Origin of the sequence: Thalassobacter stenotrophicus (assembly GCF_001458315.1) — a bacterium.
Classification (GTDB): Bacteria; Pseudomonadota; Alphaproteobacteria; order Rhodobacterales; family Rhodobacteraceae; genus Thalassobacter; species Thalassobacter stenotrophicus.
This window is the reverse complement of the sequence record NZ_CYRX01000010.1, coordinates 205,706-221,447: the sequence shown is the minus strand read 5'-3', so window position 1 is coordinate 221,447 and position 15,742 is coordinate 205,706. Positions and strand designations below refer to the sequence as shown.

Here is a 15,742-nt window from a genome sequence, read left to right as displayed (position 1 = left end):
TTATGGCCACTCTCGTACTTGGCGCTATCGGCGCATCAATTGGCGGCAGCATCGGGGGCTCAGTTCTAGGGATGAGCGCCGCTGTCGTGGGGCGAGCAGCGGGTTCGACTCTTGGCCGGGTCATCGACCAAAAGATCATGGGCTCTGGGTCGGACATGGTGGAATACGGTCGTATCGACCGGTTCCGGATCAACGGAGCCACGGAGGGTGCAGCCGTATCGCGTGTCGCGGGCGCCTATCGTATTCCGGGTCAGGTCATTTGGTCATCTCAGTTTAACGAGGAAAAGAGCACGTCAGGGGGGGGCGGCAAGGGGGCTCCGAGCCAACCTGCCTCAACAACTTATGAGTATTTTGTGAGCCTCGCGGTTTCGGTGTGTGAGGGGCAGATCAGTCGGATCGGGCGGATTTGGGCGGATGGTACGGAAATCCAAGCGAAGGATTTTACCTTTCGGGTCTATACAGGGGCCGAGGATCAGCTGCCGGATAGTGCGATTGAAGCGATTGAGGGCATTGATCAGACGCCCGCGTATCGGGGCATGGCCTATGTCGTGTTTGAACGGCTGCCGCTGAAGCCCTTTGGTAACCGGGTGCCGCAATTCTCCTTTGAGGTCATCCGTGCGGTCGATCCGCAAAATCCTGAACTGACGCCCGCGCCTGCACGGATTGTGCCTGGTGTGGCGCTGATCCCGGGGACGGGCGAATACAGTCTTGCGACGACGCCTGTGCATGTGGATGAGGGGCTTGGGCGTGTGACACCCTTGAACATGAATACCCCCTCTGGAGAGAGCGATTTTGATGCGTCTTTGCGCGCCGCCGAGGGGGAGATGCCTGCACTTGAATCCATTCTATTGATTAGCAGTTGGTTTGGGAGCGATTTGCGCTGCAATATGTGCACGATCAAGCCGAAGGTGGATCAGAACACAGGTGATCCAAAGGAGATGCCTTGGCGGGTTGCGGGCTTGGACCGATTTTCTGCTGAGATATTACCCAAAGTTGATGGCAAGAGCGTGTATGGGGGCACCCCCACGGACCAGTCTGTGATTGAGGCGTTGGCGTCTATTCGGGCTCGCGGCAAGCGAGCGGTGTTTTACCCATTTATTCTGATGGAAGTCTTGGATGGGAATGCGCTGACCGATCCATACAGTGGTTTGGAAGGTCAGCCTTCGTTCCCGTGGCGGGGGCGCATTACCACAGAGCTGGCTCCGGGCGTTGATGGATCAACCAACGGGACTGTTGCGGCGGAAGCAGAAGTGGATGCGTTTTTTGGCGCCGTTAATGCCGGTGATTTCAGCGTGGCAAATGGTGCCGTGTCGTACACGGGGCCCGCGGATGATTGGGGTTACAATCGGTTCATTCTTCACAACGCCGCGATTTGTGCCGCAGCGGGTGGTGTTGATGCGTTCTGTATCGGATCCGAGATGCGGGCGTTGACGCAGATCCGGGGGGACAACAACAGCTTTCCCGCAGTTGCGCGCATGGTGGCTCTGTTGGGGCAAGTACGTGCCCTTTTGCCAGAGGCAAAGCTAGGCTACGCCGCTGATTGGTCTGAGTACTTTGGGTATCAAAGCCCAGAGGGGGACGTGTTCTTCCACCTTGATCCTTTGTGGGCGGACGACAATCTCGATTTTATCGGAATGGATAACTACATGCCGCTATCTGATTGGCGGGATGGGGATGATCATTTGGATGCGTCCTACGGCTCAATCTACAACGAAGACTACCTGATGGCGAATGTCGCCGGCGGGGAGGGGTATGATTGGTTCTATCCCGATCAAGAAGCGCGTGATGCGCAGGAGAGAGCCCCGATAACTGATGGTGCCTTTGATGAGCCTTGGGTGTATCGTTATAAGGACATCAAAAGCTGGTGGAGCCTTGCGCACCATGAGCGTGTGGGGGGGGTAAGGTCAGCCTCGCCGACGGCGTGGGTGCCTCAGTCTAAGCCAATCTGGTTTACGGAATTTGGGTGCGCTGCGATCGACAAGGGCACCAATCAGCCGAACAAATTCATTGATGCAAAATCCTCAGAAAGTGCATTGCCGCACTATTCCAACGGGCGCCGGGATGATTTTTTGCAGATGCGCTATATACAAGCGACGCTGCGCTATTGGTCTGATCCAGCGCATAACCCAACGTCGGACGTCTATGATGGCGCTATGATTGATATGTCGCGCGCCCATGTATGGGCGTATGACGCGCGCCCTTGGCCGGAGTTTCCCAACAACACGGCACTTTGGTCTGATGGGGATAACTACAAACGCGGGCATTGGTTGAATGGTCGCCTAAGCGCGCAACCGCTTGCGTTGGTAGTAGCCGAGCTGTGTGAGCGTGCGGGGTACGTGGATTATGACGTTTCTCGGGTAGAGGGGCTGGTCCAAGGCTTTGAAATCCGGGACGTCCAATCCATCCGTTCCAGCCTTCAGCCGCTATTGATGGCTTATGGCCTTGATGTGACCGAAGTTTCGGGGACGCTGGTGTTCACGATGCGCAAGAATGCGCGGCTTGTGGATGTCGACCCTGAGGAATTTGTCGATCAGGGCGATGGGCAAGAGGTGCTTAAACGCGAAACTGCACCGTCTACGGATGTTGCGGGTAAGGTGATGGTCGACTTTGTGGAGGCCGCGAGTAGCTATCAATCCAAAACGGTGGAGGCGGCGTGGCCGCAGGATCGGACGGCGACCGTGTCACAGACGGAATTGCCATTGGTGCTAAGTGTAGGGGAAGGGCATGCCGTAGCAGAGCGGTGGCAAGCGCAATCACGTGTGTCGCGCGACACGGTCGCTTTTACTTTGCCGCCCTCCCGCAATGATATCCTGCCGGGGGACCTGGTGCGGTTCGACGCGGGCGCTGGTGTGGCGGAAGTGTTTCGCGTGGACCGGATCGATGATCAGGGTATGAAACAAATCGAGGCCATTCGGACAGAGGTCAGCACATATGACCCAGCCGAAATCTTGGACGTTGTGCCAAAGCAGCGGCCTACGTTTACTGTTTTGCCTGTCTACGCACAGTTCATGGACCTGCCGATTGCGGCGTCAATGGATGAGGCCCCCGGGCCGCATGTCGCGGTGAATGCGGTGCCTTGGCGCGGCGACGTTGCGGTGTTTGGTTCGATGCAGCAGTCCGACTATGCGTTAAAGGGCATCGTGAGCGCGCCGTCCGTTGTTGGCACCACTCTTAACGTGCTGGAGCCCGCCCGCGCGGGCGTTTGGGATCATGGGCCTGCGCTGCGCGTAGAGGTGTCGGGTGGAGATCTGTCGAGCGCTGAGCGCCTGTCAGTGCTAAACGGTGCCAATGTTATGGCCATTGGGGATGGGAGTATCGACGCATGGGAGATTTTCCAGTTCCAGAACGCGGTTCTGGTCGGGCCGAACACCTATGAGATATCCCTCCGCCTACGGGGGCAAAACGGGACTGAGGGTTTGGCCGCGCGTGCTTGGCCAGAGGGGAGCACGGTTGTTCTGCTTGGGCGGGATTTGACCAAGCTGCCGATGGATGCAGCACAGCGGGATTTGCCCATTCATTATCTGGTTGGACCGGCCAATCGCCCATACGACGATAGCACCTATTCGCAACAGGTTTGGCCTACGCGGGGTGTCGCACTTAAACCCTATCGTCCTGCGCATCTTTCGACTGAAATGATGGCTGATGGGGGGCTAGATGTCCGCTGGATACGGCGGACCCGCGTGGATGGTGACACATGGGCGGGGCTTGATGTGCCTGTGTCTGAGGCGCGTGAGGCCTATCAGGTGTCTTTCGTGCGTGGTGAAACCACGCTTGGCACGTTTGAAACTGCGACCTCTGCCCTTACGGTCCCTACCGCTGATGTGGCTGCCATGGCGCTGGGCGCCGGTGATGAGGTGCATGTGGTGCAGCTGTCTGATCGGTTTGGGCTCGGCTTACCTGCGGTTCTTTTGCTGTCCTAGGGCGCAACGTCTCTTTTCTCAAAATTTTAGCTGTGTTACGCCCCGCGCGCGCTTGATCTGGCGCGCGCGGGGCCGCACTGCTATGGTCGCCGCAATACCGCTGAACCTCTGGAGGTCCCATGGCATTGCAAGAAAAACCCCTTCGCTCCATTGATCCGATCTGGGACCGCATCTGCGAAGAAGCCCGTGCGGCCATCGCACAAGAGCCGCTGTTGGGTGGTATGGTGCATGCGTGCATCCTGCATCACGCCAACTTTGAAGGGGCCTTGGCGTTCCGTATCGCAGAGAAAATCGCATCGCCCGCGATGTCCGAACAGCTGGTGCGTGAAGTTGCGGATCAGGCTCTGCGGGATGAGGAAAACGGAACGGCTGCTGCGGCACGTGCGGACTTGGTAGCCGTGTTTGAGCGTGATCCCGCCTGCCACCGCCTGATGCAACCCTTGATGTATTTCAAGGGCTTCCAAGCTGTTCAAGCCTACCGCGTGGGGCATTGGCTGTGGAACCGTGGACAGCAAGATCTGGCCTATTTCATCCAAATGCGTGTTTCTGAGGCGTTTGGGATCGATATTCACCCGGCCGCGCGTGTGGGAAAAGGGCTGATGATCGACCACGCCCATTCCATCGTGATTGGTGAGACTGCGGTGGTAGGCGACAATGTCTCGATGCTGCACTCCGTGACACTCGGCGGGACGGGCAAGGAAGACGACGACCGCCACCCCAAAATCGGCGATGGTGTTTTGATCGGGGCCGGTGCGCACGTTTTAGGAAACATTCATATTGGGCATTGCTCGCGGATCGCGGCGGGTTCAGTGGTTTTGGAAACCGTTCCGCCGATGAAGACGGTCGCAGGTGTGCCCGCGCGTATCGTGGGTGAGGCCGGGTGTTCGCAGCCCTCGGTCACAATGGATCAGCTTTTGGGTGTGCGCGGCTCGGACTAGCGCCTGCATCTATTGCATTAAAAAAGGCGGCCCTCCTAACCGGAGGGCCGCCTTTTTTGCGTTCTGGGACCGCTGATTAGGCCAGCATGGCCATTGGGTTTTCGAGGTTATTCTTGATTGCGTTCAATAGGTTCGCACCGAGTGCCCCGTCAATCACCCGGTGATCGACTGATAGGGTTGTCGACATGACCGTGGCCACCTTCAACTCACCATCTGCGCCTACGACAGGTTTCTTGGCACCTGCACCCACGGCCAGAATGGCCGCATGGGGTGGGTTGATGATCGCGTCAAAGTTATCGATGCCGAACATCCCGAGGTTTGAAATCGCGAAGCTGCCACCTTGGTATTCGTGGGGGGCAAGTTTGCGATCCCGCGCGCGGGAGGCGAGGTCCTTCATCTCAGCCGAGAGAGCCGAGAGCGACTTCATGTCCGCATCTTTGAGCACGGGCGTGAACAGCCCGCCTTCAATCGCTACAGCCACAGCCACATCGGAGGGCTTGAGCGAAAGCACCCGGTCGTTGGCCCAAACGGCATTGGCGTCCGGCACCTGTTGCAGCGCGAGCGCACAGGCTTTGATGATGAAATCATTCACCGAAAGCTTAACGCCGCGCAGCTCTAGCGTTTTGTTGAGTTGCCCACGAAACGTCATCAGCGCGTCTAGTTCGATATCCTTGCGGAGATAGAAGTGGGGCACGTTTTGTTTGGCTTCAGTGAGGCGGGCGGCTATGGTTTTGCGCATCCCGTCGAGGGAGACTTCCTCGAACTCACGATCCCCGTACATGGCCAACACCTGGTCGGTCGTCGGGCCGGTGCCTGCGGCGGCGGGCGCTGGGGCGGATGCTGCGGGGGCAGATGCGGCAACCGCTGGTGCCGCAGCTTTGGGTGCTGCAGTGGCGTTTTCGACATCTGCTTTGACGATACGGCCATGGGGGCCGGAACCGGAAATTGTGTTCAGGTCCAGACCTTTGTCCGCGGCGATCCGGCGGGCCAATGGGGTCGCGAACAGGCGCGAGCCATCAGCGGCCTTGGCGGCTGCAGGGGCAGGGGTTGCGGCAGCGGGGGCTGCCTCTGTGGGTGTGGCCGCTGGTGCCGCAGCGGGTGCGGGCGCAGAGGCTGCACCAATGTCGTCCGCGCTTTCACCGTCTTCGAGCATGACGGCAATGGGGGTGTTAACCTTGACCCCTTCGGACCCTTCGGCGACGAGGATTTTGCCGACGACACCATCATCGACGGCTTCAAACTCCATCGTGGCCTTGTCGGTCTCAATCTCGGCCAAAAGGTCACCGGAGGAGACGGTGTCCCCCTCCTTGACCAGCCATTTCGCGAGCGTCCCTTCCTCCATCGTCGGGGACAGCGCGGGCATCAGGATTTCAGTCGGCATGTCGCGCGCTCCTTAACGGTAAGCAATTTGTTTAACACCGGCCACGACCTCATCGGTTGTGATCAGCGCGAATTTCTCAAGGTTGGCCGCGTAGGGCATCGGCACATCCTTGCCCGTCAGGCTCAGGACCGGCGCGTCAAGATAGTCAAACGCGCGCTCCATGATGGCGCTGGCCATGTGGTTGGCGAGCGATCCGACTGGGAACCCTTCCTCTACGATCACGCAGCGGTTGGTTTTTTGCACCGAGGCGATGACCGCGTCATAGTCGATGGGACGCAGGGTCCGCAGATCGATGACGTCACATTCGATGCCCTCTTCGGCCAGCTTTTCTGCGGCCTCAAGCGCGTAGGTCATGCCGATACCCCAGCTGACGATCGTCGCATCCGACCCGGTGCGCCATGTGCGTGCCTTGCCAAAGGGGATGGTGAAATCATCCATGTCCGGCACTTCGGAGGATTTCCCGTAGAGGATTTCATTCTCAAGGAAGATCACCGGGTTGTTGTCGCGAATGGCGGTTTTCATCAGGCCTTTCGCGTCTGCGGCCGAGTAGGGCATCACGACCTTGAGCCCGGGGATCGAAGCGTACCACGCCGCATAGTCCTGCGAGTGCTGCGCGCCAACGCGGGCGGCCGCACCGTTAGGGCCACGGAACACCATGGGTGCCCCCATCTGGCCGCCGGACATATAGAGCGTCTTGGCCGCCGAGTTAATAATGTGGTCAATGGCTTGCATCGCGAAGTTAAACGTCATGAATTCAACGATGGGGCGCAGACCGGCAAAGGACGAGCCCGTCGCGATCCCGGCAAAGCCGTGCTCGGTGATGGGGGTGTCGATGACCCGGCGGGCGCCGAATTCGTCCAGCATCCCTTGGCTGACCTTGTAGGCGCCTTGGTATTCCGCGACTTCTTCGCCCATCAAATAGACGGTGTCGTCGCGGCGCATTTCCTCGGCCATGGCGTCGCGGATCGCTTCGCGCACGGTCTGCGTTTTCATCGGTGTGCCCTCGGGGTAATCGGGGCTGCTGTCCACAACGGGTGCCGCAGGGGCGGCGGCTGTGGCGGGCGCTGCTGCGGGGGCCTCGGCTGCGGCAGGCGCTGTCGCGGCGGGTTCGGCGGGGGCGGACATGTCCTCACCGGCTTCACCGATGATGGCGATAGGGGTGTTCACTTTGACGCCCTCGGTGCCCTCAGCGATGAGCAATTTGCCCACAACGCCCTCGTCGATGGCTTCAAATTCCATCGTGGCTTTGTCGGTTTCGATCTCAGCGATAATATCGCCCGAGGCGACGGTATCGCCCTCTTTTACCAGCCATTTGGCCAGTGTGCCCTCTTCCATGGTCGGCGAGAGAGCCGGCATCAGAATTTCAGTTGCCATTGGTAGTTCTCCTCAAATTCTGTCGGCTCAATCGGCGTAGATGTCGGTCCAGAGTTCATCCAAAGCGGGCTCGGGGCTCGTCTTGGCGAATTCTGCGCTCTCGTTCACGATGGCTTTGATGTCTTTGTCGATTGCTTTCAGCTCGTCTTCGCTGGCGTGCCTGCCGGTCAGCAACATGTCACGGACCTGCTCGATGCAGTCGCGCTCTTCGCGCATCTTTTGCACCTCATCGCGGGTCCGGTATTTGGCGGGGTCCGACATGGAGTGGCCGCGGTAGCGGTATGTTTTCATCTCAAGGATGTAGGGGCCTTTGCCCGCGCGGCAGTGCGCGACGGCCTTTTCACCAGCGGCTTTCACCGCGAGAACATCCATCCCGTCAACCGCTTCGCCAGGAATGCCAAAGCCAAGACCACGGGTGTAGATGTCTGGTGTTTTGGATGCCCGCTGCACCGAGGTGCCCATCGCGTACTGGTTGTTTTCAATCACGAAAATGACGGGCAATTCCCACAGGGAGGCCATGTTAAAGGTCTCATAGACCTGACCCTGGTTTGCCGCACCATCACCAAAATACGCAAAGGACACGCGATCATTGCCAAGGTATTTGTCCGCAAACGCGAGGCCTGCACCAATCGGCACCTGCGCACCAACGATGCCGTGGCCGCCATAGAAATGTTTCTCTTTCGAGAACATGTGCATGGAGCCGCCTTTACCCTTGGAATAGCCGCCTTCGCGGCCAGTCAGCTCGGCCATAACGCCGTTGGGGTCCATGCCGCAGGCCAACATGTGGCCGTGGTCACGGTAGGAGGTGACGCGCTTGTCGCCTTCGTCGGCGGCAGCCTCAAGACCCACCACAACAGCCTCTTGGCCGATGTAAAGGTGGCAGAAGCCGCCAATCAAACCCATGCCATACAATTGGCCCGCCTTTTCTTCAAAACGGCGGATCAGAAGCATTTGACGGTAATGCTCCATCAATTCTTCGGATGAAACGTTCGGTTTCTTCGCACTCTTAGCGCTTTTGGTGGCCATGTAAGGGTTCCTCCGGGCGAGCATTCGCGGATAGTTTAGTATTGAACTATCTTGTAATCGGCAACGGCGCGGCTGTCTACAGCACAGTTAATGCCGCGACAATCTGCTCGGAAACCCGCGTAAACGGCGCTCAGAGGGTGGTTTTATTGGATGACGATCTCATCTGCGCGCACGAGGCCCAGCACCTTGCGGGCACGTTCGTCCAGCAGATCCACGTCGAGGTATTCGTCGGACATTCGCTTGGTCAGGTTTTCCATGGCAACGACATCGGCTTCAAGCTGGTCGTATTCCTGCTGCAACTCGCTGCGCTGCGCCTCTAGCTCGATCCGTTCAAACAGGCCGTATTCGCCCTGTACCGCCGCAAAGGTAAAGTACCCCGCAAGCGTGAGAACGCCAACGATGAAGAACAACGAAAACAAGGACCGGGTTCGGTGGGGTCGTGCCATGGTGCGCCTCGAAGTGCGGCCTCTGGATGGGCCTTTGGGGCAGTATGGCAGAGCCCGGGGGATTTGGGAATCCCCCGTGGCCAGTATTTGCTGCGGCTAGGCGGGCTTAGCCCGCGACAGAGGCCGCGTAGATGCTGTCGATTGTGGCAGCGATCGTGCTGTTAAAGGCTTCGTCGGATTGCTGCGCCGACAGCCCTTCGGTCAACGCCCGAGAGAACGAGGCGATGACGCCCGTGTTCTGCGACAGGCGTGTGTTGGCTTCCTCGCGGGAATAGCCGCCCGAAAGGGCCACAACACGCATGACGGCGGGGTGATCGACCAAGGGCTGATACAGGTTCGCTTTTTCGGGCAAGGTTAGTTTCAGCATAACCTCTTGGCCCGCGGGCACTGCGTCGAGGTGCTTGGCGATTTCCGCCAGCAAGATATCCTCGGCGGCGGCTTTATCCGCGATGGAGATCGTGACCTCAGGCTCAATGATCGGGATCAGGCCGTGGGCCAAAACCTGGCGTGCGACGTCGAACTGTTGGGCCACAACGGCGGCGATGCCGACGGGGTTGGCTGCGTGAATGACCGAACGTTCCTTGGTGCCAAAGATCCCCTTGGCCACGGCGCGGGTCAAAAGCGCGTCCAGATCGGGCATCGGCTTGAGCATTTGCGCGCCGTCCGCTTCATCCGCGAGGCCCTTGTCGATCTTGAGGAAGGGCACAACGCCGTTGTCTTCCCACAGGGCGGCGGGGCTGGGCTTGCCGCCCATGTCGCGGTCCATGGTCATTTCAAACAGGATCGCGCCAACGACCTTGTCGCCAGAGAACGCAGGTGCATCCACGATGCGCGCGCGCATAGCGTGGATCAGGTCGAACATCTCGGCCTCGCCGGAATAGGCGTCCTCTTCGATGCCATAGAGGCGCAGGGCCTTGGGCGTTGAGCCGCCAGATTGGTCGAGGGCGGCAATAAATCCTTTGCCTGTCCGGACTTGGTTGGCTTGTGTCTCGTTCATGGAAGCGGCCTTTCTGAATGCGTTAACACCGGCTTAGCTGCCTCAGAAAGGGACCGCAATTATGATCGCGCTAACGGTGGCGCATCAGCCCTGCAAAGCCGCAACACCGGGCAGGGTTTTGCCCTCCATCCATTCAAGGAAGGCGCCACCGGCGGTTGAGATGTAGGTAAAGTCCGTACCCGCGCCTGAGGTATTGAGGGCGGCAACGGTATCGCCACCGCCGGCCACGGAAATCAGCCGACCCTCACGGGTCAAGCGGGCGGCGGCTTGGGCCGCGGCGTTGGTCGCGGTGTCAAAGGGGGGGATTTCGAAGGCACCGAGCGGGCCGTTCCAGATCAAGGTCTTGGATGCCTCAAAGGCGGCGACGATCTGTGCGGTCGCGTCGGGGCCCGCATCTAGGATCATGGCGTCGGCAGGGCATGCGTCGGCGGGCACGACCTCGCACTCGGCGTGGGCCTCAAACGCGCGTGCCACAACCACGTCCGAGGGCAGCAGGATGCGGCATCCCGCAACGCGCGCCGTTTCGAGGATTTGGATGGCGGTGTCGGTCATCTCATGCTCTGCGAGGGATTTACCGACGTCGATGCCTTGGGCGGCTAGAAATGTGTTGGCCATCCCGCCGCCGATCACGAGCGTGTCGACCCGGTGCACAAGGTTGCCCAGCAGCTCGAGCTTGGTCGAGACCTTGGCCCCGCCAACCACGGCCGTGACCGGGCGTTTGGGCGCGCCCAAAGCAGCCTCAAGTGCGCTGAGTTCGGCCTGCATCAAGCGCCCTGCACAGGAGGGGAGCAGCTTGGCCACCCCTTCGGTAGATGCATGGGCACGGTGCGCGGCTGAGAAGGCATCGTTGCAATAGACATCACCCAGCGAGGCCAGAAATGCGGCCATTTCGGGAGCGTTCTCGGTTTCTTGCGGGGAAAAGCGCGTGTTTTCGATCAGGGCAACGGCCCCCTCTGGCAACGCATCAAGATCGGCGCGGGCAGGTTTCTCAAAGAATGTGATGGGCTGGCCCAAAGCGGCCTCAAGCGCGGGGGCGACAAGGCGCAGCGACATGTCGGGATTGGGCTTGCCCTTGGGGCGACCAAAATGCGCGAGCATCACGGGACGGCCCCCAGCGGCGAGAATATCGCGCAAAGTGGGCAGGATACGTTGAATACGGGTGTCGTCGGTGACGCGTCCGTTTTCCATCGGCACGTTGATATCCACGCGGGTCAAGACGAGTTTGCCCGCCAAATCCATGTCGTCGAGTGTTTTCCAGCTCATCAGGGGTCTCCGCCAGTTCTGTTGCCGCCAGTTGCGTCTGGTGGATGAGTATTTTTGGAACAAAGGAGGAGCAAGGGGGCGATTTGCCCCTTTGCCATTTCTTTTTGCGCGGTCGGGCCGTTAGAGCAGTTTTCCCATGGCCGCAGCGGTATCGAGCATCCTGTTTGAGAAGCCCCATTCGTTGTCATACCAGCTGAGGATGCGGACCATTGTGCCGTCCATGACCTTGGTCTGGTCGGTGGCGAAGATGGAGGAGTGCGGATCGTGGTTGAAGTCCATCGACACGAGTTTGTCGTCGGTGGCGGCAAGGATGCCTTTGAGGGGGCCGTTTGCCGCGGCGGCAGTGAGGGCTGCGTTGATTTCCTCAACCGAAGTGTCCCGGCTCGCTTCGAACGTCAGATCAACCGCAGAGACATTGGGCGTTGGGACGCGGATTGCGACGCCGTCGAGTTTGCCAGCGAGTTCAGGCAGAACAAGGCCCACTGCGCGGGCGGCACCGGTGGAGGTGGGGATCATCGACATGGCCGCGGCGCGTGCGCGGTAAAGATCCGAGTGCATGGTGTCGAGCGTTGGTTGATCGCCGGTGTAGCTGTGGATCGTGGTCATGAAGCCGCGTTTGATCCCGATGGATTGGTGCAGCACATGCGCCACGGGGGCGAGGCAGTTTGTGGTGCAGGACGCGTTTGACACCATGATGTCTTGGTCCGTCAGGGTGCCGTGGTTCACGCCGTAGACGATTGTTTTATCCGTATCTTTGCCGGGGGCTGAGATCAGAACACGACGCGCGCCGGTGTCGAGGTGCGCTTGGCATGCCTCGCGGGAGGTGAAGATACCGGTGCATTCCAGCACGATGTCAACATCGCCCCATGGCAGGTCGGCGGGGTTGCGGATGGCCGTGACCTTAATCGGACCGCGGCCTACGTCAATCGTGCTGTCGGTGGTTGTGACTGTCCCCGGAAAGCGGCCATGGATCGAGTCGAACCGCAACAAGTGTGCGTTCGTTTCCACGGGTCCAAGGTCGTTAATGGCGACGACCTCTAGGTCGGTGCGCCCCTGTTCCACCAATGCTCGCAATACATTGCGTCCGATGCGGCCAAAGCCGTTGATTGCCACGCGCACGGTCATAACCGGTCTCCGTTCTGGTCTATTGCTAATTTATGGTAGCGCTAACATGTTGGGACCGAGCGCGCAAGTCTGGGTGTTTGGGCTGGCTGTTTACCGCCAGAATGCAATCCACGCGATCAGATCCAAGAGCCGTTGGCCGAGGAAGATAATCACCAGGGCTTCGTTATTGAGCCAGTCGAACGCCAGCGAGCCACAGATCAGGGCGAAGAAAACAAAGGCAAAGCGGTTGGACATGGCTGCAGCTTGCCAGAGCGGGGATGCGGGGGAAAGCGTGCATGTGTCGTGCAGGGGCAGGGCATAACGCAAAACCCCGCCTGTTAAGGCGGGGCTTTGGAATATCAGATGGGGGCGATAGTTTAGATCAGGCGGCCCATCGCGGTGGCGACATCGGCCATCCGGCACGAAAAGCCCCACTCATTGTCGTACCACGCCAGCACGCGGACTTGGCGGCCGATGACCTTGGTCTGGTCGGGGGCGAAGATCGACGAATGTGTCGTGTGATTGAAGTCGATCGAGACCTTGGGCTCGGGGTCATAGGACAGCACGTGGCCCATGTGACCGGCTGCGGCCTCAGCAACGACTGCGTTAACGTCTGCAACAGTCACGTCCTTGGAGGCGACAAAGGTCAGATCGACGGCCGAGACGTTTGGCGTTGGCACGCGCAATGCGGTGCCGTCCAGTTTGCCGTTCAGAGCCGGGATGACTTCGCCGATGGCCTTGGCCGCACCTGTCGAGGTTGGGATCATCGCCATGGCGGCTGCGCGGGCGCGGTACAGGTCCTTGTGGCGGCGGTCCAGCGTGGGCTGGTCCCCGGTGTAGGAGTGCACGGTCGTCATGATGCCGCTTTCGATGCCGATGGCGTCATTGAGGACCTTTGCCAAGGGCGCGAGGCAGTTGGTGGTGCAAGACGCGTTCGACACGACGTGATGCGAGCCATCCAATTCGCGGTGGTTCACACCGTAAACGATGGTTTTGTCGGCGTTTGTGGCGGGGGCGGAAACCAGAACGCGCTTGGCGCCGTGGTTCATGTGGACGGCGGCTTTGTCGCGGGCGTTGAACTGGCCGGAGCACTCCAACACAACATCGACACCGGACCAGTCCAGTTCGGTCGGGTCGTATGTCGACATCACCTCAATCGGGCCACGGCCCAGATCCATCGTGTTGCCCTCAACCCGGATGTCGCCGGCGAAACGGCCATGAACACTGTCGTATTTCAGCAGGTGCGCATTGGTTTCGATCGGCCCGGTTGCGTTCATCTTGACCACGGCGATGTCATTGCGCCCCGATTCAATGATGTGCGACAGCGTGCACCGTCCGATGCGTCCAAATCCGTTGATCCCGACAGTGATGGTCATCTTTCGCTCCAATTCTTAGCGGTGCAAGCCCCGTGCCCGTTGGGTCCGATATACGGGAGCAAGCGGCTTTGACAAAGGGTGAAACGGTCGCAGTTTTCGTGTGTTAGCGGTAAATGTTGCCGTTAGCGGAAACTGATATCGCTATCATGGCGGCACTGTGCGGAAGTCGTGGTTAACCAGTGCGGATTGCGTAAGGAATTTCGTGCGTTACCCTGCGGTAACCTTGAAGGGGGATTCGCACATGTCGGGCCTTTTGGCGCTATTGGATGATGTGGCTGGGATTGCAAAGATCGCAGCGGCCTCGGTGGATGATGTCATCGCACAAGCAAGCAAAGCCGGGGCCAAGGCGGCGGGGGCTGTGATAGACGACGCGGCCGTGACCCCGAAATACGTGACCGGTTTCTCGGCGGAGCGGGAATTGCCCATCGTGTGGAAAATCGCGCGCGGCTCGATCTTGAACAAGCTGTTGATCCTGACACCTGCGGCGCTGCTTTTGTCGGTATTCGCGCCTTGGCTGATCGCGCCCTTGTTGATGCTGGGTGGGGCGTATTTGTGTTTTGAGGGGGCGGAGAAAATCCTGAAATGGCTTCGGCCGGGGCACGTTGATCTGGACGCCAAAGGGGTCAAAGGCGACCCTGCGCACCTCGAAGAGCAGAAGGTGAAGGGCGCGATCAAGACAGACTTTATCCTTTCGGCCGAAATCATGACCATCGCGCTGTCGGCTTTGCCTGCGGAGGCGGGCCTTGTGTTCAAAGGGGCGGCATTGGTGGTCGTGGCCATCGGGATCACGGCGTTGGTTTATGGCGCGGTTGCGATCATCGTAAAGGCGGATGATGTCGGGCTGCACATGTCCGCGCGCGGCGGTGTTTCAGCCGCCATTGGGCGTGGGATCGTGAAGGGTATGCCTACGTTTATGAAGCTGCTGCTGGTGGTTGGCACGGCGGCGATGCTTTGGGTCGGCGGCTCGATCATCGTGCACGCATGGGCCGAGATGGGCTGGCACGCGCCCGAACACCTGATCGATGACGCAGCCCACGCGGTCGCCGCAGGCAGCGGCGGGATCGAATGGACCGCAAAGGCGATTATGGATGGCGTGCTGGGCATCATCCTTGGGTTCGCGCTGATCCCCTTGGTGGAAAAAGCCCTGACCCTGATGGGCCGGGCGCACTAGCACGCGCCCGGGTCGTGAGGCTACGGTCCCAGATTTATTTCGATTTTCGTCTGCGCAGGACGGCAATGCCCCCTAGTCCCGCCAGTAACAATGGGGCAGACGCCGGAAGAGGCAGGGCCGCATAGGCCGCAGGGAGTGGACCAGGCGGTGCATCGGCGAACGTGTATGTGATGGAGAGGGTCGAGGAAATACCACCAAAACGGCGGTTGAAATAGCCATTTACGGTGCCGGTCAGGACGTCGGTACCATTGAAACGCAAGGGCAGGTTGTCCCCCTGTTCGAGGCTTAGGACTTCGGAAATCTCTGCAAAGGCTGACGCAGACGCTTGGAAATTAGATTGGCATTCCCAGCCAAACGAACTGCTGTAGGTCGCGTAGCTGCATTCCTCAAAGGCGTAGTCGCTATCGCTTTTTGTTTGTCTTAGAAAATCTATTGTCACGCGCGCGCTCGCAGAGGCCGAGAGCGGATAATTGTCCGTTGCATCGATAGAAGATGTCCGCCCCGTCATGCGGTACTCGACCATCGTCAAGAAGCCCAATGCTGGATCGAACCTCGGTACGGAAACAGTGCTGCGATCGCCGTGAGACGTATCTGTATAGGTAATTGTCCCGGCCTCTGCGCCCTCGGCAAAAAGGGAGAGGGCAAGGGCGGTCGGTAAAATAAGGTGTTTCATCTTTGCTCGCAAAGTTTTGGCTAAAGCCCTAGGGGGCGGCAAAAAACCATTTCGAGCAAGGGGTTTAGTGGAC

Annotated in this window: 13 protein-coding genes; 3 read left to right on the top strand and 10 right to left on the bottom strand. The window is 59.5% G+C overall.

Annotation, left to right across the window (positions count from 1 at the left end; all coding sequences use genetic code 11):
• Window positions 1–2: 2 nt before the first annotated feature.
• Both THS5294_RS04285 and cysE read left to right on the top strand, forming a co-directional pair.
• Window positions 3–3,920 carry a baseplate multidomain protein megatron gene (locus THS5294_RS04285; RefSeq protein ID WP_058122750.1) on the top strand — a complete coding sequence of 1,306 codons (3,918 nt, stop codon included), beginning with the start codon at window positions 3–5 and terminating at the stop codon, window positions 3,918–3,920.
• 119 nt (window positions 3,921–4,039) lie between these two features.
• Entirely contained in the window at window positions 4,040–4,858 is an 819-nt protein-coding gene (gene cysE, locus THS5294_RS04280) for a serine O-acetyltransferase (RefSeq protein ID WP_058122749.1), read from the top strand.
• A gap of 76 nt (window positions 4,859–4,934) precedes the next feature.
• On the opposite strand, the gene THS5294_RS04275 is transcribed toward cysE, so the two are convergent.
• The 9 genes from THS5294_RS04275 to gap (THS5294_RS04240) all read right to left on the bottom strand — a co-directional run bounded on the left by THS5294_RS04275 (window position 4,935) and on the right by gap (THS5294_RS04240) (window position 13,825).
• A complete protein-coding gene (locus THS5294_RS04275) occupies window positions 4,935–6,239 on the bottom strand; it encodes a pyruvate dehydrogenase complex dihydrolipoamide acetyltransferase (RefSeq protein WP_058122748.1) in 1,305 nt (434 codons plus the stop codon).
• A gap of 12 nt (window positions 6,240–6,251) precedes the next feature.
• Window positions 6,252–7,613, bottom strand: a complete 1,362-nt coding sequence (locus THS5294_RS04270; protein WP_058122747.1) for a pyruvate dehydrogenase complex E1 component subunit beta — start codon at window positions 7,611–7,613, stop codon at window positions 6,252–6,254.
• Between the two features lie 27 nt (window positions 7,614–7,640).
• Window positions 7,641–8,639, bottom strand: a complete 999-nt coding sequence (pdhA, locus tag THS5294_RS04265; protein ID WP_058122746.1) for a pyruvate dehydrogenase (acetyl-transferring) E1 component subunit alpha — start codon at window positions 8,637–8,639, stop codon at window positions 7,641–7,643.
• 143 nt (window positions 8,640–8,782) lie between these two features.
• Complete coding sequence (locus tag THS5294_RS04260) at window positions 8,783–9,085, bottom strand: FtsB family cell division protein (protein ID WP_038002622.1); 303 nt, start codon at window positions 9,083–9,085, stop codon at window positions 8,783–8,785.
• Between the two features lie 106 nt (window positions 9,086–9,191).
• On the bottom strand, window positions 9,192–10,082 hold the full coding sequence (locus THS5294_RS04255; protein WP_058122745.1) for a fructose bisphosphate aldolase: 891 nt from the start codon (window positions 10,080–10,082) through the stop codon (window positions 9,192–9,194).
• Between the two features lie 84 nt (window positions 10,083–10,166).
• Window positions 10,167–11,345 carry a phosphoglycerate kinase gene (locus THS5294_RS04250; protein ID WP_058122744.1) on the bottom strand — a complete coding sequence of 393 codons (1,179 nt, stop codon included), beginning with the start codon at window positions 11,343–11,345 and terminating at the stop codon, window positions 10,167–10,169.
• A gap of 120 nt (window positions 11,346–11,465) precedes the next feature.
• Window positions 11,466–12,470, bottom strand: a complete 1,005-nt coding sequence (gene gap, locus THS5294_RS04245) for a type I glyceraldehyde-3-phosphate dehydrogenase (protein WP_058122743.1) — start codon at window positions 12,468–12,470, stop codon at window positions 11,466–11,468.
• Between the two features lie 90 nt (window positions 12,471–12,560).
• Window positions 12,561–12,776 (bottom strand): hypothetical protein, encoded by a 216-nt coding sequence (locus tag THS5294_RS18195; protein WP_139278634.1) that lies wholly within the window; start codon window positions 12,774–12,776, stop codon window positions 12,561–12,563.
• A gap of 50 nt (window positions 12,777–12,826) precedes the next feature.
• Window positions 12,827–13,825, bottom strand: coding sequence for a type I glyceraldehyde-3-phosphate dehydrogenase (gene gap, locus THS5294_RS04240; protein ID WP_038002629.1), 999 nt, complete (start codon window positions 13,823–13,825; stop codon window positions 12,827–12,829).
• A gap of 241 nt (window positions 13,826–14,066) precedes the next feature.
• On the opposite strand from gap (THS5294_RS04240), the gene THS5294_RS04235 reads away from it, so the two are divergent.
• Window positions 14,067–14,996, top strand: a complete 930-nt coding sequence (locus THS5294_RS04235; protein WP_058122742.1) for a DUF808 domain-containing protein — start codon at window positions 14,067–14,069, stop codon at window positions 14,994–14,996.
• A gap of 34 nt (window positions 14,997–15,030) precedes the next feature.
• Here THS5294_RS04235 and THS5294_RS04230 read toward each other — a convergent pair whose 3' ends face one another.
• On the bottom strand, window positions 15,031–15,669 hold the full coding sequence (locus THS5294_RS04230) for a VPLPA-CTERM sorting domain-containing protein (RefSeq protein ID WP_058122741.1): 639 nt from the start codon (window positions 15,667–15,669) through the stop codon (window positions 15,031–15,033).
• Window positions 15,670–15,742 lie beyond the last annotated feature (73 nt).

What these genes read in the sequence shown, in the direction of transcription:
- gap (WP_038002629.1), bottom strand. Translation starts at nt 13,825, where the DNA reads ATGACCATCACTGTCGGGATCAACGGATTTGGACGCATCGGACGGTGC.
- THS5294_RS04285 (WP_058122750.1), top strand. Translation starts at nt 3, where the DNA reads ATGGCCACTCTCGTACTTGGCGCTATCGGCGCATCAATTGGCGGCAGC.
- THS5294_RS04230 (WP_058122741.1), bottom strand. Translation starts at nt 15,669, where the DNA reads ATGAAACACCTTATTTTACCGACCGCCCTTGCCCTCTCCCTTTTTGCC.
- THS5294_RS04270 (WP_058122747.1), bottom strand. Translation starts at nt 7,613, where the DNA reads ATGGCAACTGAAATTCTGATGCCGGCTCTCTCGCCGACCATGGAAGAG.
- THS5294_RS04260 (WP_038002622.1), bottom strand. Translation starts at nt 9,085, where the DNA reads ATGGCACGACCCCACCGAACCCGGTCCTTGTTTTCGTTGTTCTTCATC.
- THS5294_RS04275 (WP_058122748.1), bottom strand. Translation starts at nt 6,239, where the DNA reads ATGCCGACTGAAATCCTGATGCCCGCGCTGTCCCCGACGATGGAGGAA.
- THS5294_RS04235 (WP_058122742.1), top strand. Translation starts at nt 14,067, where the DNA reads ATGTCGGGCCTTTTGGCGCTATTGGATGATGTGGCTGGGATTGCAAAG.
- THS5294_RS04250 (WP_058122744.1), bottom strand. Translation starts at nt 11,345, where the DNA reads ATGAGCTGGAAAACACTCGACGACATGGATTTGGCGGGCAAACTCGTC.
- pdhA (WP_058122746.1), bottom strand. Translation starts at nt 8,639, where the DNA reads ATGGCCACCAAAAGCGCTAAGAGTGCGAAGAAACCGAACGTTTCATCC.
- THS5294_RS04255 (WP_058122745.1), bottom strand. Translation starts at nt 10,082, where the DNA reads ATGAACGAGACACAAGCCAACCAAGTCCGGACAGGCAAAGGATTTATT.
- cysE (WP_058122749.1), top strand. Translation starts at nt 4,040, where the DNA reads ATGGCATTGCAAGAAAAACCCCTTCGCTCCATTGATCCGATCTGGGAC.
- gap (WP_058122743.1), bottom strand. Translation starts at nt 12,470, where the DNA reads ATGACCGTGCGCGTGGCAATCAACGGCTTTGGCCGCATCGGACGCAAT.